13 protein-coding genes are annotated in these 13274 nt (G+C 69.6%); 6 read left to right on the top strand and 7 right to left on the bottom strand.

What is annotated here, in order from left to right; translation table 11 throughout:
* Window positions 1–68 precede the first annotated feature (68 nt).
* The 3 genes from D3A59_RS20750 to D3A59_RS20740 all read right to left on the bottom strand — a co-directional run bounded on the left by D3A59_RS20750 (window position 69) and on the right by D3A59_RS20740 (window position 4150).
* Window positions 69–1202 (bottom strand): glycosyltransferase family 4 protein, encoded by a 1134-nt coding sequence (locus D3A59_RS20750; protein ID WP_119157235.1) that lies wholly within the window; start codon window positions 1200–1202, stop codon window positions 69–71.
* A gap of 969 nt (window positions 1203–2171) precedes the next feature.
* Window positions 2172–2930 (bottom strand): fumarate/nitrate reduction transcriptional regulator Fnr, encoded by a 759-nt coding sequence (gene fnr, locus D3A59_RS20745; RefSeq protein ID WP_119157234.1) that lies wholly within the window; start codon window positions 2928–2930, stop codon window positions 2172–2174.
* Between the two features lie 92 nt (window positions 2931–3022).
* On the bottom strand, window positions 3023–4150 hold the full coding sequence (locus D3A59_RS20740) for an ABC transporter substrate-binding protein (RefSeq protein WP_240636154.1): 1128 nt from the start codon (window positions 4148–4150) through the stop codon (window positions 3023–3025).
* Window positions 4151–4370: 220 nt separating this feature from the next.
* Between D3A59_RS20740 and D3A59_RS20735 the strand changes: the two genes are divergently transcribed.
* Together D3A59_RS20735 and D3A59_RS20730 are read left to right on the top strand one after the other, a co-directional pair.
* Window positions 4371–5846 carry a DUF2868 domain-containing protein gene (locus tag D3A59_RS20735; protein ID WP_119157232.1) on the top strand — a complete coding sequence of 492 codons (1476 nt, stop codon included), beginning with the start codon at window positions 4371–4373 and terminating at the stop codon, window positions 5844–5846.
* Complete coding sequence (locus D3A59_RS20730) at window positions 5843–7309, top strand: GTPase/DUF3482 domain-containing protein (RefSeq protein WP_119157231.1); 1467 nt, start codon at window positions 5843–5845, stop codon at window positions 7307–7309. The genes D3A59_RS20735 and D3A59_RS20730 overlap by 4 nt, the downstream gene beginning before the upstream one ends.
* A gap of 41 nt (window positions 7310–7350) precedes the next feature.
* On the opposite strand, the gene D3A59_RS20725 is transcribed toward D3A59_RS20730, so the two are convergent.
* Window positions 7351–8160, bottom strand: a complete 810-nt coding sequence (locus D3A59_RS20725) for a TerC family protein (protein ID WP_119157230.1) — start codon at window positions 8158–8160, stop codon at window positions 7351–7353.
* Window positions 8161–8522: 362 nt separating this feature from the next.
* On the opposite strand from D3A59_RS20725, the gene D3A59_RS20720 reads away from it, so the two are divergent.
* Both D3A59_RS20720 and D3A59_RS20715 read left to right on the top strand, forming a co-directional pair.
* Window positions 8523–9821: a hypothetical protein gene (locus D3A59_RS20720; RefSeq protein ID WP_119157229.1), complete on the top strand. Its 1299-nt coding sequence runs from the start codon at window positions 8523–8525 to the stop codon at window positions 9819–9821.
* A gap of 176 nt (window positions 9822–9997) precedes the next feature.
* On the top strand, window positions 9998–10246 hold the full coding sequence (locus tag D3A59_RS20715) for a hypothetical protein (RefSeq protein ID WP_119157228.1): 249 nt from the start codon (window positions 9998–10000) through the stop codon (window positions 10244–10246).
* A 355-nt stretch (window positions 10247–10601) separates the two neighbouring features.
* Here the strand turns inward: D3A59_RS20715 and D3A59_RS26905 are convergent, their stop codons facing one another.
* Window positions 10602–11426: a thermonuclease family protein gene (locus D3A59_RS26905; protein WP_419187269.1), complete on the bottom strand. Its 825-nt coding sequence runs from the start codon at window positions 11424–11426 to the stop codon at window positions 10602–10604.
* A 186-nt stretch (window positions 11427–11612) separates the two neighbouring features.
* Window positions 11613–11843 carry a hypothetical protein gene (locus D3A59_RS20705; protein WP_119157227.1) on the bottom strand — a complete coding sequence of 77 codons (231 nt, stop codon included), beginning with the start codon at window positions 11841–11843 and terminating at the stop codon, window positions 11613–11615.
* 133 nt (window positions 11844–11976) lie between these two features.
* On the opposite strand from D3A59_RS20705, the gene D3A59_RS20700 reads away from it, so the two are divergent.
* Complete coding sequence (locus D3A59_RS20700) at window positions 11977–12273, top strand: hypothetical protein (RefSeq protein ID WP_119157226.1); 297 nt, start codon at window positions 11977–11979, stop codon at window positions 12271–12273.
* A gap of 220 nt (window positions 12274–12493) precedes the next feature.
* Window positions 12494–12664: a hypothetical protein gene (locus D3A59_RS25535; RefSeq protein ID WP_157991615.1), complete on the top strand. Its 171-nt coding sequence runs from the start codon at window positions 12494–12496 to the stop codon at window positions 12662–12664.
* Here D3A59_RS25535 and D3A59_RS20695 read toward each other — a convergent pair.
* A complete protein-coding gene (locus tag D3A59_RS20695) occupies window positions 12641–13162 on the bottom strand; it encodes a YgjV family protein (RefSeq protein ID WP_272868089.1) in 522 nt (173 codons plus the stop codon). The genes D3A59_RS25535 and D3A59_RS20695 overlap by 24 nt on opposite strands.
* Window positions 13163–13274: the final 112 nt, after the last annotated feature.

Raw genomic sequence — 13274 nt, 5'->3', positions numbered from 1 at the left:
GTCGTTGCCCGGGCGCAAGAGCTTGCCGTCCTCGTCGACGCGCGGTCTCTCGGGCCGGGCCGGCTCCTTCAGACCGGCTGCGTGCGCCGCCGCTGCCCGCCGGGTGCGGGCGTGCCGCTGCGGTAGATCGACACGATCTTCTGCGCCCAGGCGCTGATGTCGTAGGTCTGTTCGACCGCGTGCCTCGCCTGGCGCAGCTCGGCGGCGTACGAGCCCCGCCGTTCGAGCGCCTGCAGGAGCTGGCGCCTCAGGTCCTGCGCGTTGCCGGGCTCGAACCAGAAGGCGTGCGGGATCTGCAGGTCGCCCTGCGCGGGGATCCTGCTGGCGACGACCATCCTCTCGCAGTAGGCGGCCTCGACCAGCGCGTTGCAGAAGCCCTCCTCGCGGGACGCGGAGACGAAGACGTCGGCCATGCGGTAGTAGGACGCGATGTCGTTGCGCGGCGGCACCAGGACGACCCATTCGGGGATCGAGCCGAGCTGGCTCCGGATGTGCTCCTTGACGGTGTCGAGGTTGGCGGACACCGAGATCATCAGCCGCACGTCCATGCGCTCGCGCAGCCCCCGCACCGCCTCCAGCGCCAGGTCCACGCCCTTGCGCCTGAAGTCGAAGCCCATCATGAAGCAGACGAGGCTGTTCTCGTCCATGCCGAAGTCCGACTTCCTCAGGGTCTCGAATTGGTCGAGGCGGCCGTACTGGATCGCGTTCTCCACCGCATGCGACCGGTTGCGCGGGAACTCCTGCCGGATGCCCTCGGTCACCGAGTTGCTCACGCAGATGAAGTCGCAGTCGCGGAACAGCACGCGCTTGATCGCCTTCTTCAGCAGCGGGCGGTGCGGGAAGTGGTTGCGGAAATGGCGCACCTTGCGCACGCCGGAGAAGAGCGTGGCGAGGTAGACGGCGAGGTCGATGCGGAAGTTCTCGAAGTGGGTGTGGACGATGCCGATGTCGTGCTCGCGGATGATGCCGCGCAGCAGGCGGGCGTCCTCCGCGACGCGGCCGGTGAGGAAGTAGGTCTTGCTGCCGCTGCGCTCCATCTCGCCGATCCATTGCGCCGCGGAATTCGTGGCCGCGTTCGGCGGGAAGACGTAGACGATGCGGGAGCCGTCCTTCCTCAATTCCCGGTCGAGCCGGTCGAGGGACTCGATGAAACTGCCCCGGTAGGGGGCGGCATAATCCATGACCTGCAATACGCTCTTCATTCAAGACTCCGGTTTCTGGACGCGATGGGGTGCGGCGGCGGGACGAACGGGTCGCGCCGCCCGATTCGGGGAAATCGTGCCGGCCCTGCGGGTGGCGGGATTCTCCGGCGACGGGAAATCGAAGGCCTCGTGCATCTCCCGTTTCTGCCGGGGCGGGCCCGGGTGAATCCCCGGGCGGGACGTCTTCGTTTCCATGCGGTGCCGAAACTCGTGGGCCGGGCCCGTGCCGCTGCGAATCGACGGCGGCCGGGCTCGGAATTCCCCGCCCGAGAACCGCGGCGAGGTGCTGTTCAGCGGGCCGGCGCGGAAGTCGCGAGGAGGTGGCGTCCGGCGTGCTGTTGGCGCCAAGTTAAGAATTCGGGACTTCCCTCGAAACCCCTTATTCCCGGGCGCGTGAATGCGGGTCGCGGGCACGCACCCTGGGGGGCGGCAGCACGGGGGCAGGGACTTGCCTTCCAGCGGGAAGGTGTGCAGGCATGAAGGCAGGTATCAGCTTGTGAAGCCGCCCACCAGAAGCGGCGCGCCGCATGCCGGCCGGGTGCGAGCGCAAGGCGAGCAACCCGGGAAACCTGGTTTGCAGCGCGAATATTCCCGGGAAATCCTCGACACATGCGAATGCGTGGAAATGTATGGAGCAGACACCTCTTGAAAAGGTGCGATGCCGCCTCCCGCAGGGCTTGCAGGAAATAGGACCGGGCTCGGTGGATATTTCTGGCGACGGTTTTCTACCCGGGCGGGGCCGATGTCCAATGCCGGCCGATTTCTAGGGAAAAGGCCCGCAGGACTCCCGGGAATCGTGCCCCGTGAATCCGGACGCAGGATCCGCGAGACCGCCGGGACGCGACAAGCGGGAGGCGGAAAGGGTGCCGGCCGTCGCTCCGCAGGGGCGGGCGGGCGCAGGGCAGGGAATGGCGCGCTACGGGCGTTGGGGCGGGGCCGGGCGGCGAGGGGCGCGACCGGCCGCCCGCGTCACTCGTTGGCCAGTGCGCCGAGCGCCTCGCTCCTGAGGATCTCGATCTCGCGCTGCCGCACCGCCAGGATCCCCTCCTGCTGCAGCTTCGAGAAGGCGCGGCTCACGGTCTCGAGCTTCAGGCCGAGGTAGCTGCCGATCTCCTCGCGGCTCATGCGCAGCACCAGCGCGGAGGAGGAGTAGCCGCGCGCCTTCAGGCGCTTCGTCAGGTTCAGCAGGAAGGCGGCCACGCGCTGCTCGGCGCGCATGCTGCCGAGCAGGAACATGACGCCCTGGTCGCGCACGATCTCGCGGCTCATCACCTTGTGCAGCTGGCGCTGCAGCTCGCCGACCTCGCGCGACAGTCGCTCGAGCTCCTCGAAGGGAATGACGCAGACGGAGGCATCCTCGATTGCGATCGCGTCGCAGGTGTGCTGCGCGCTGCCGATGCCGTCGAGCCCGAGGATCTCGCCCGACATCTGGAAGCCGGTCACCTGCTCGCGGCCGTCCTCTTTCGACACAGTGGTTTTCAGGAAGCCGGAGCGCACCGCGTAGAGCGCCTCGAAGCGGTCGCCGGCGCGGAACAGCGCCTCGCCGCGACGCAGCATGCGGCGCTTGCTGATGACGCGGTCGAGGTGCTCGAGGTCCTCCGGGGACAGTCCCACCGGCAGGCAGAGCTCGCGCAGCGTGCAGTTCGAGCACGCGCTGCGAAGCGCGTCGGGCTGAATGGGGGGGAGGGCGCCTTCCTTCGGCGGGACAAGGTTTCTGCTGGGTTCCATGCCCGCCATCTTTGCAGGATTTGTGCCGGGCGCCGCATTGCGGCCCCCGGGAGGGGAGGGATTCTCGGTCGAGGCGTCCCGGAGCCAGGGGCCTACTGGCGGATGCGGCCGGTGCTGCTGACGATCGACAGGTCGACGAAGCGCGCGCCGGTGCGGCCGCCGCGGAAGTTCACCGGGTAGCCGCCGAGGTCGTGCGCATCGATGCCGGCCAGCGTCTTCACGAAGCTCTCGCGGTTCACGCGCGGCCCGGCACGGCGCACCGCCTCGACGATCACCTTGGCGGCGATGTAGCCCTCGAGCATCGCGTAGCTGAGCGGGACCTCGGGATCGGGATGGGCCGCGTAGGCCTCCTTGAACTCCCGCGTCAGCCGGGTCGTGATCTTGTAGGGGTTGGGCGTGACCTGCGAGATCGCGAGGCCCTGCATGTGCGTCTCCGACAGGCGCTTGGACAGCTGCTCGATGTCGGTGCCGGAGTGCGCGAAGAGCTGCGCGGCGCCGCCGCCGGAGCGGTAGTCCTCGACGAAGGCCGCCGCGGCGGCACCGGTGGTCACGAGGATGATGGCCTGCGGCTTGTCGGCCAGGAACTTGTCGACCGCGGCGGCCACCCGGGTCGTGCCCTCGGGGTAGCCCGCCCGCGTCACGAGCGTCGCGCCGGCGCGCTTCACCGCCTCCTCGGTCGCGCCCTGCACGGCGGCCGCGCCCGCGCCCTCCTCGTACAGCAGCCCGAGCCGCTCGATGCCCACCGTGGCGAGATGGGTGGCGATCTTCTGGATCTCGTCCTTCAGCGTGGCGCGCACGCCGTACAGCCAGGCGCCGTCCGGGGCGACTTCCGTGTTGCGGTAGCCGACCAGCGCGATGCGCTCCTTGTCGAGCAGGCCGGACTTCAGCAGCTCGGCGATGTTGCGGTTGCCGAAGTAGCCCGCCAGCACCAGCGGCGCGTTCTGCGCCAGCAGCTGCCGTGTGGCGGCGAGCGTCTCGTCGGCCAGCCCCTTGTCGTCCTTGCGCACCAGCACGAGCGTGTTGCCGTTGACGCCGCCGGCCTTGTTGACCTGGTCGAGATGGAGCTGGATGCCGAAGGAGTAGGCCCGCCCCTGCGTGGCCTCCGGTCCGGACAGCGGCGCCACCTGGCCGATGACGAGCTGTTCCGCGCGCGCCGCGGGCGTGCCGGCGATGGCCGCGCACAGTGCTGCCATCGCGACGAGGTGTCGTGCTGCTTTCAAGGGTTTCCTCCGTTGGCCTGCCTGCTTCCAGGCCGGACCTTGTGATGTTCGAACCTGGAGCGTCCTATGACAGATTGACACAGGTCAATAGGGGATGATGGCAATTCCGCTATCTGGCACAGCGGAGGAGGTGCGGAGGTTTTGGGGCATCCTTCCAAGTACGCAGGACGCGGGGGAACATCTGTCCCGTGCCGTTCCTGGAACCGCCGCGAAGGATGCCGTGACGCGAACCGCCGACTGGACGCTGGCCGACGTGGTCGACTTCGAGCATTTCCTTGCCCGGGCCGACCCGGAGGACGACCGCCTGCGTTTCGAGGCCGAGGTGGCCCCGGGGCTCGCCCCCGGGGCGCGGCGCGACCGCCGCGCGGTGCTGCGCGCCTGGCTCGAGCTGCAGCGCGGGCGGCAGGGCGGGCGGCCGACGCCGGGGACCGGGCTGCGCGCGGCGCTGAGCTGGCTGGCGCGGCTCGCCTGGCTGTCCGGCGGTGTGGCGGGCGTTGCGCTCAGCGGCGCGTGGTTCGCCACCGCGACGCACGAACCCGTCAACGCGGTGCTGTTCTGGGTCGCGGTGGTCGGCCTGCAGCTGCTGCTGCTCGTGCTGGCGCTGCTCGGCTGGCTGCGCTGGCGCCGGCGCGGCACGGGCGGGGCGCTGCAGGGGCTGTGGCGCGCCCTGCTGCTGCGCCTGGACGCCGGGCTGCGTCGGGCGCCGGGCGAGGAGCGCGACGCGCTGCGCGCCGCCCTCGGCCGTATCGCGTTGCGGCGCGAGCACTACGGCGGCACGCTGCTGGCCGCGCCGCTGGTGGCGCTGATGCAACGCTTCGCGGTGGCCTTCAACCTCGGGCTGCTGGTGGCGATGCTGGCGCTGCACCTGCCGCTGGCCGACCTGCGTTTCGGCTGGCAGTCCACCTATCCGATCAGCGCGCCGCAGATGCACCGCGCGGTGCAGTGGGCGGCCACGCCCTGGCGCTGGCTGCTGCCGCAGGCGCAGCCGGGCGCCGACGAGGTGGCCGCGACCCGCTATGGCCGCGGCCAGCCTGCCCACACGCTGCCGGAGGCCGCCGCGCGGTCCTGGTGGCCCTTCCTGGCGTTGTCGGTGGCCTGCTACGGGCTGCTGCTGCGCCTGGCGCTGTGGGGAGGGGTCGAGCTCGGGCTGCGCCGGCGCCTGCGCGCGCTGCGCTTCGACCATCCGGAGGCCGGCGCGCTGTGGCGGCGCCTCGCCGGCCCGCTGGTGGACAGCAGCGGCGGCGTCGAGCGGCTGCCGCAGGGCGAGGCCGCGGCGCCGGGCGCACAGCCGCGGCCGGGCGCGCGCTGCGCGGTGCTCGTGGCACAGGAGCTGCCGCTGGGCGACGCGGCGCTCGCCGAGCGGCTGCGGCGGCATTTCGGCTGGGAGATCGACGCGCTTCACCGTGTGCCGGTGGACGATCGCGGCGCGCTCGAGGCGCTGCGCGAGCCACTGCTGCGGCAGCGGCCGCAGGCGCTGGCGGTGGTGGTGGAGTCGGGGCGCGACCCGATCGTGGCGGTGGCGCGCTTCCTGCGCGCGGTGCTCGGCCTCGCCGGCGACGCCGAGGTGCGGGTGCTGCTCGTGCCCGAGCCGCAGGCCGCGGCGGAGCGCGAGGGCGGCGACGAGGCGCGCCTCGCGATCTGGCGCCGCTTCGGGCAGATCCAGCACCTGGCTCTGGAGATCGAGAGGCTTCCATGAACGAGACGCCGACCTTCGCGGTCGTGGGCGCGGTCAACCACGGCAAGTCCTCGGTGATCTCGACGCTCGCCGAGAACGACCAGGTGCGCGTGTCCGCGATGCCGGGCGAGACGGTGGACTGCCAGCGCTTCTCGCTCGGCGAGCTGTTCGTCTTCTTCGACACGCCCGGCTTCCAGAACGCGCGCGAGGCGCTGGCCGAGCTGCGTGCCGCGGCGCAGGCGCGCGAGCCGCTGGCGCTGTTCGCCGACTTCGTCGCGCGCCACCGCGGCGAGCCGGACTTCGACGCCGAGTGCCGGCTGTTCGAGCCGGTAGTCGGCGGCGCCGGCATCGTCTACGTCGTGGACGGCTCGCGCCCGCTGCTCGACCTGCACCTCGCCGAGATGGAGCTGCTGCGCCTGACCGGCGCGCCGCGCATGGCGCTGATCAACCGCACCGGGCGCGACGACCATGTCGCCGACTGGAAGCGGCGGCTCGGCATGCACTTCAACGCGGTGCGCCAGTTCGACGCGCACCACGCCTCCTTCGCCGACCGCATCGAGCTGCTGGAGACGCTCGCCGGCATCGAGCAGGGCTGGAAGCCGCGGCTGATGCAGGCCGTGGCGGTGCTGCGCCAGGACTGGGCCGGCCGGCTCGACGAGGCCGCCGAGCTGATCGTGCAGCTGCTCGCCGACGTGCTGCAGCACCGCGAGACCGCGCCGCCGGCCGAGGGCCCCGAGGCCGAGGCGGTGGCCGAGCAGTTGCGCCAGCGCTTCATGGCCGCGATCGCGGCGCGCGAGGCGCGCGCGCACGCGGCGCTGATCGCGCTGTTCGGCCACCGCCGCGTCAAGGCCGGCGCGGCGACCGAGCCGCTCTTCGCCGACGGGCTGTTCAGCGAGGACACCTGGTCGCTGCTGGGGCTCGACGCGCGCCAGCTGCTCGCCGCGGGTGCCGCGGCCGGGGCGGTGGTGGGGGCGGGGGCCGACGCGATGACCGCCGGCGCGACGCTGCTCGCCGGCAGCGCGATCGGCGCCGCGGTCGGCGCGGCGGGCGCGTTGATGCTCGGCAAGCGGCGGCCGGAGATCGCGGTGCGGCTGCCGCGCGGACCGCTCCCCGAGCCCTTGTCGATGCTGCTGCCCTCGCAGCTCAGGCTCGGAGGGGCGAGCCTGGTGGTCGGGCCCTACGCGGCGCCGAACTTCCCGTGGATCGTGCTCGACCGCGCCGTCGGCACGCTGGCCTACGTGATGCACCGCGCGCATGCGCGCCGCGACGAAGTCACGCTCGGTGCCGGGCAGCTGCAGTCCCTGCTGGCGGACACAGGCCTCGCCAGCGCGCAGTGGCCCGAGGCGGCGCGCCGCAGCTGCGAGCAGGCCTTCGCGAGGCTGCGTCGCGACCGCCTGGAGCCGCAGGACCGCGAGGCGCTGCGCGCGGCGATCCGGGCCCAGATCGACCGCCTCGGCGAGCGTCGGCCGGATGCGCCCGGCTAAGGACCGGACCGGGAGGGTGCCCCTCGTGTCGGTGCGGGCGCTCAGGAGGCGCCGTGCGGCGGCGTGCCCGATGCCTCGCCTGCTTCCTTGGCGCGCAGCGCGAGCCGCTTCCCGCGGGCGCGCAGGTTGAGCGCCTCGACGGCGAGCGAGAAGGCCATCGCCGCGTAGATGTAGCCCTTGGGCACGTGCAGGTCGAAGGCCTCGGCGGTCAGCGCCATGCCGACCATCACGAGGAAGGCCAGCGCCAGCACCTTCACCGACGGGTGGCGGTCGACGAACTCGCCGATCGGCTTGGCCGCGATCAGCATCACGACGACCGCGGTGATCACCGCGGCGACCATCACGCCGATCTGGTCGACCATGCCGACCGCGGTGATGACCGAGTCGAGCGAGAAGACGATGTCGATCACCCCGATCTGCGCGATGATGCCCCAGAACAGGTTGCGGCTCGCCGTCGCGGCCGCCTTGGCTGCCTCTTCCGCACCGACGCCATGAACCTGCGGGCCGTGCTCGTCGCGCGCCTCCACCTCGACGAAGATCTCGTGCGAGGCCTTGTAGAGCAGGAACAGGCCGCCGAACAGCAGCACGAGGTCGCGGCCGCTGATGCCTTCCCCGAAGATCGTGAACAGGTCAGCGGTCAGCCCCATCACCCAGCTCAGCGAGAACAGCAGCAGCAGCCGCGTGACCAGCGCGAAGCCCAGCCCGAGCCGGCGCGCGTTATCGCGCTGCTCCGGCGGCAGCCGCCCGACCAGGATCGAGATGAAGATGATGTTGTCGACGCCGAGGACGATCTCCAGGGCGGTCAGCATCGCGAAGGCGATCCAGATGTTCGGGTCGAGAAGGAATTCCATACGGGGGCTTGCGGTGGTGGGTGGAATCGGCGCAGGCCGCGGGGTCCGTCGCCATCTGGCAATCCACTGGCAATTGGCAGGCCACCCGGCACGGCAGCCGGCCGCAGGCCGCATGCGCCCCACCTCCATCCACGGGTACGGCGCCCCGCCAACGAGGGGGGTGCGTGCCGCGCGAGGCGGCCGGCAGGCGAGGGCCGGGCGCTGCTGCCCCGGCTTGCCGGACCCCCGCCCCTGGGCAGGCCACGGGCGCGGCGCCTCAGCAAACGACACACCTGTATTTCTCCGGGACAAATTGGCGCGGTGGCCTGCTTTTCCATCCCGCACTAGGCTCGTCTCCGACCTCCACCCGGGAATGAAACGCCATGCACGATCGGACCCCCGGCGCCACGCCGCGCACCCAATCTCTCCTTGCCATCGCCCTCGCGGCGCTCCTGGGCCTGGCCGCCTGCGGCGGGGGCGGCGACGACGCCCAGGCGCTGCGCGACAAGGCGGGCGGCGGGACCACCGCCGGCAACCCCGCGCCCGCCCCTTCCCCGGCGCCCGGTGCCGCGAACCCGGCCACGATCTCCTACCGCCTCACCTGGATCGGCCCGAAGCCGAACTCGACCGGGGTGGTGCTCAACGCGAAGGGGCAGGTGGCCGGCTACTACGTGGGGGAGTCGGCCCGCGGCGGGTTCTTCTACAACGGGACCGAGAACATCCTCTACGCCAGCCCGAGCGGCGACATCCCGGCACCGAGCGACCTCAACAACGCCGGGCAGGTGGTCGGCCACTTCGCGCACGAGGGCGGGGCCCAGGAGGCCTTCTCGTGGACGAAGGCGGGGGGGCTGGTGCGCATCGCGCCGCTGTCGGCCACGGTGCTGGGCTCGAACGCCCACGACGTCAACGAGCTGGGGCAGGTCGTCGGCACGCTGGAGACGCCGTCCGGGCCGCGCGGCTTCCTGTGGAGCGCGACGACCGGGCTCGTGACCACGATCGCGCGCGACTTCCCGATGCTCAAGGCCACGCGCATCAACGACGCCGGCCTCGTCGCCGGTGTCGGCCTCGTCGGGGGCGTCGAGAAGGCGGTGCTGGTCGATTCGCGAACCGGCGCGACCGTCTTCGAGCGCTCCTGCAGCGCCGCCGGCCCGGTGGTGGCCGAGATCTCCCATCTCAACGAGGCGGGCGCGTTCGCCGGCACGCTCGACGCCTTCGACGCGCGAGCATTCCTCGGCGAGACCCGCTCCGGCTGCACGCTGCACGATGTCGGCTCGCTGATCGCCGGCCAGCCCTTCTCCTACGTGCAGGCGCTCAACGACCAGGGCCAGATGCTGGTCAGCACCATCGATCTGACGCGGGCCTTCTTCTGGAGCAGGGCGAAGGGGCTGGTCGAGATCGAGGCGGCCAAGCGCTTCTTCCTGCTGATGGGCTCGATCAACGAGCACGGCGTCGCGGTCGGCATCGCGGATCGGCCGGACGCCAGCCGGGACGAGGACGTCTACGCGCTCGCCTGGACGGCGGACGGCGGCGCGGTCGATCTCAACACCCGGGTCCCGGGCGCGCCCGCGGGGCTGCTGCTGCGCTCGGGGCGCATGATCAACGACAGCGGTCAGATCCTCGTGTTCGCTGAGGGCGGCGAGCGCTCGACCGTGCTGCTGACGCCCGTCACGGGCACGCCCTGAAGCCGCGGGGCCGGCGCCCGGGCGACGCCCTTGCAGGCGTCACATGCCGCGCGAACGGCCTGCCTGCCGGGCAGGGCCGCTTGCCCTGTGCGCCGGCAGGGGCGGGGGGACGCGTGCCTCCGCGGCCCGGCCTGCGGTGATAGCCTGGGTCTCGACCCTTTGCCGGAGATCGGACGATGCCTGGTCCCAACAATCCCTATGCCGGCCTGGTGACGAACGAGGAGCCGCCGCGCTTCGTCCCCGACCTCGCCCCCGACAAGAGATTGCGCCTGACCACGATTTCCATCGTGGCGGCATCGGGCCCCTCGGACCGGGAGCTGGACCTGAGGCCCTACAAGGGCAGGCGCATCGAGTTCTCGGGCGAGCGCGACGACGAGAAGTGGATCTGGCGGGTCGAGCCGGATTCCATCAAGGTTGTTTCCTGAAGGCGGCGCAGACCCGGAGTCCGCAGGGCAAGCCCGCGAGCGCCGCTGGCCAAGGCCGGGCCGAGAGTGCGCGCGTGGGGCAACGGCGCCAACGAACTCATGCCTGCAAGGCCGATCCCGGTCGTTGCGGTCCCGGCGCAGGCCGCGAACCGCACGGCGCAGTTGCGTCCCGGGGACCTTGCCCGGAGAGCATTGGAGTCGCCACATTTGGCATATCTGCTAGGCTCTGTTTGACAGGGGCACGAGGGCCGGTTCTACGGCCATTGTTGAAGCTAGATTTCATATAGAGCCACAGGGAAAGTTGGCCCTCTACGGACGCAATCGAAAACCCTGTCAAACAGACCCTAGCAACGGATTAACAACCGCTGTAGTTCTTGTTGCCATTCTTTGTGAGAGTATAAGTTCCGCCCCGCGGTCCTGTATAACATATAGGGGTGCTTCTTATCGGGGCACTAACGATTGGTGCGGGTGCCGGTGTAGGCGCCGGTGTAGGCGTAGGCGCGGGTGCGGGTGCGGGTGCGGGACTAGGGGAGGCCGCGGTATCCCCTAGGCAAACTGGGGTTGTTTGTTCGGCACCATTCCTGTAAATCCAAGGCGCCTGAGGGTTGCTGTCTGCCCAAAGTCCTAGCTTTGCTTCCCTAGCATTTTGTTCTGCTTCGGAAAAAAGATTTTGCATTGTTGAGCTTATTTCGCATTGATAAGCTCTGTAAAACCACGCCATCCCAATTGACACTTGGTTGAGGTTAATGCTTTGGCATGAATCTGTATAAGTGGAGCCCACTTTGCGACCGTACATATCTGTTTTTTTGTAGGCAACAGTAACGGCTTTATGGAGCAAGGCCTCCGCCAAAGATTGGCGGGACTGGGTTCCATAAGGCTGACCGACTTCCGGCGCATCAATGCTCTCAAGCCTAACTTTATGCAAAATTCCTGACGCGTTTACGGTAATGGTGTCCCCGTCATAAACTTCTGTCACCGTCCCCTTTAGGGCGAGATAGCTTGAGTCCAGGTTGCAATCCTTGCTTAAGGATAAGGGGGCAATTTGCTGGGTGTGAGGATTGTTTTTCGATTCAGGATTCGTGCCTTCAGCCTCTCCGCCGCCTCCGCACCCATACAAAGAGAGAGTAATTATGGGAATGCTTAAGACTGCGCCGATCTTTGGTTTATATAAATTCTTCATTTGCTGCCTTAAATTTAATAGAGCTAGAGCAAGCGCTCTTGTGATTTTTTGTTTCGTGCGCGAGAGTACATGACGCGGCAGCAATCTTTTCGGTCCTAGCACAATTTCAGAGCGTCAATCCCGTTTTTGAGGGGGTGTATTCCGTCACACGAGCAGCGCGGTCGGCCGGCCTGCGCCGGCCGGGCTTCAGCGCACCAGGCCGCCGTGGAGCCCGTGGTTCCCGCCGGGCGCCGGTTCCAGCGTGTTGGCCGACGCCTCGTCGGAGCCGGCCGAGCGCTCGTCCGCCTCCTCGCGCAAATCCTCCTGCCATTCCCGCCGCTCGTCCGCCGCAGGGCTGGCCGTGCCGCCGGGGGAAGTCGTGCCGGATGCCGGCTGCTGCGGCGCCTTGGAAGAATCGTCCTGCTCGTGCGGATTCATGCCGTGCCTCGTCTCGTGGTTGCCAATCCTTGCCACGAGCATTCGGGATGCCGGGCCTGCCTTGCCCGAGCGGTCGGCGCGCGATTCGCCGGCGACCCGCCGAGCCGGGCACCGGCCTTGCCGCTGCCCCCTCATGAGCCCCGCCTCCCCGCCTCGTGACCGCCCCCGCAAGCCCGCGCCGGCCGCCCGCCCGCGTCCCAGCACCGACCTCGCGCGCTTCGAGCCGCTGTCGCCGATGGCCCGCCGCCAGATCGACGAGCTGATCGCTCGCGGCGCGCAGGTGCTGGAGGTGAGCGCCACGCATGTGATGCTGCAGCGCGACGGCCACAAGGCGAGGATCGACGCGATGGGGCGGGTCGAGTGGCTGGTCCAGGCGACGCCCGCGCGGCAGCCGCCGCCCCCGCCGCGCCGTGGCGGCCGGAAGCCCTAGCGGCGCCGCACCCCCGGCAAGGCCATTGACTCCGGACCGATCTTCGATCACCGGATGGCCGCGTCACAGGTACGCGCTGCTCAAGCGCTTCATCGCCCTTGGCCGGCCGCAAACGGTGGCCGTGGCATCACTCCGTCCGGGGTCCGGGGAATCTCGCTCTCAACTCATTTGCGCAACAAAGCCCGTCTGCCTCGGCAATGCGCTCCTGAACGCTGCGCCGATGTTCCAGCAACTGCGTGAGCAGGCCACGGCAGAACCGGGTGAGCCCGGCGTTGTCGCTGTCCAGCACTTCGGGCTTGGCGCGGTGGAACGCTGCCGGCGACCGGGCAATGACGATGCCGCGCTCGGCGAGGAATTCATCAGGCCGCTATGCGGCTTGATCTTTCATTGATTGCCGGCTCAATGGTGCGTTGCCGGCGTGATGCAGGCGCCAGGCGCCGACGCAGCCTGCCAGGGCCGCACCTGCACTGACGATCATCCCGCAGGTTTCTCCCCATGCCCATGCATTGACGCCCCACAGCGCCGAAGCGAAGGCCAGGGCCAGTCGCGTCGAGGCTCCTCTGATCTGGGTGGTGGCGTAAGTCGCGATCACGCCGGCAAGGGCTGGTAGCAGGCTCGACATGCCTTCCCAAGTGAGGGCAGTCACGCTCATCAGCAGCGCGAGGAAGACGATCGTGACGATGTCGCGGGTGTTCTGCGCCTTTTTCGAGGACCACTCGGCAGCAATGTAGCGCCCCACGGTGAGGGCAGCAAGGCAGGCTGCTGTCCATGCCCCGAGCAGGATGCCGCTGAGGCACCAGGCTACGAAGCCCAAGCCTTGCCACATGCGCAGGCGCCTGTCGCAGTTGCCAATCAAAGCCCTGACATTGCACGCGAGGGCGGCGAAGATGAGCGCGATGTTGGCGATCTCGCTCTCGGCAAAAGCGCGCGAGAGGGGAAGGAGTGGCTTTGTTGCGCAAATAGATTGAGAGCGAGATTCCCCTGACCCCGGACGGAGTTAT

It is taken from the genome of Caldimonas tepidiphila (assembly GCF_003569765.1).
Classification (GTDB): Bacteria; Pseudomonadota; Gammaproteobacteria; order Burkholderiales; family Burkholderiaceae_C; genus Caldimonas; species Caldimonas tepidiphila.
The sequence above is the reverse complement of the archived record's forward strand: the minus strand, read 5'-3'. Positions and strand labels throughout refer to the sequence as shown.

Bases quoted from the DNA above. Each gene is read 5' to 3' on its own strand.
- fnr (WP_119157234.1), bottom strand. From the start codon at position 2,930: ATGGAACCCAGCAGAAACCTTGTCCCGCCGAAGGAAGGCGCCCTCCCC.
- D3A59_RS20750 (WP_119157235.1), bottom strand. From the start codon at position 1,202: ATGAAGAGCGTATTGCAGGTCATGGATTATGCCGCCCCCTACCGGGGC.
- D3A59_RS20725 (WP_119157230.1), bottom strand. From the start codon at position 8,160: ATGGAATTCCTTCTCGACCCGAACATCTGGATCGCCTTCGCGATGCTG.
- D3A59_RS20700 (WP_119157226.1), top strand. From the start codon at position 11,977: ATGAGCCCCGCCTCCCCGCCTCGTGACCGCCCCCGCAAGCCCGCGCCG.
- D3A59_RS26905 (WP_419187269.1), bottom strand. From the start codon at position 11,426: ATGAAGAATTTATATAAACCAAAGATCGGCGCAGTCTTAAGCATTCCC.
- D3A59_RS20730 (WP_119157231.1), top strand. From the start codon at position 5,843: ATGAACGAGACGCCGACCTTCGCGGTCGTGGGCGCGGTCAACCACGGC.
- D3A59_RS20705 (WP_119157227.1), bottom strand. From the start codon at position 11,843: ATGAATCCGCACGAGCAGGACGATTCTTCCAAGGCGCCGCAGCAGCCG.
- D3A59_RS20715 (WP_119157228.1), top strand. From the start codon at position 9,998: ATGCCTGGTCCCAACAATCCCTATGCCGGCCTGGTGACGAACGAGGAG.
- D3A59_RS20720 (WP_119157229.1), top strand. From the start codon at position 8,523: ATGCACGATCGGACCCCCGGCGCCACGCCGCGCACCCAATCTCTCCTT.
- D3A59_RS25535 (WP_157991615.1), top strand. From the start codon at position 12,494: ATGTTCCAGCAACTGCGTGAGCAGGCCACGGCAGAACCGGGTGAGCCC.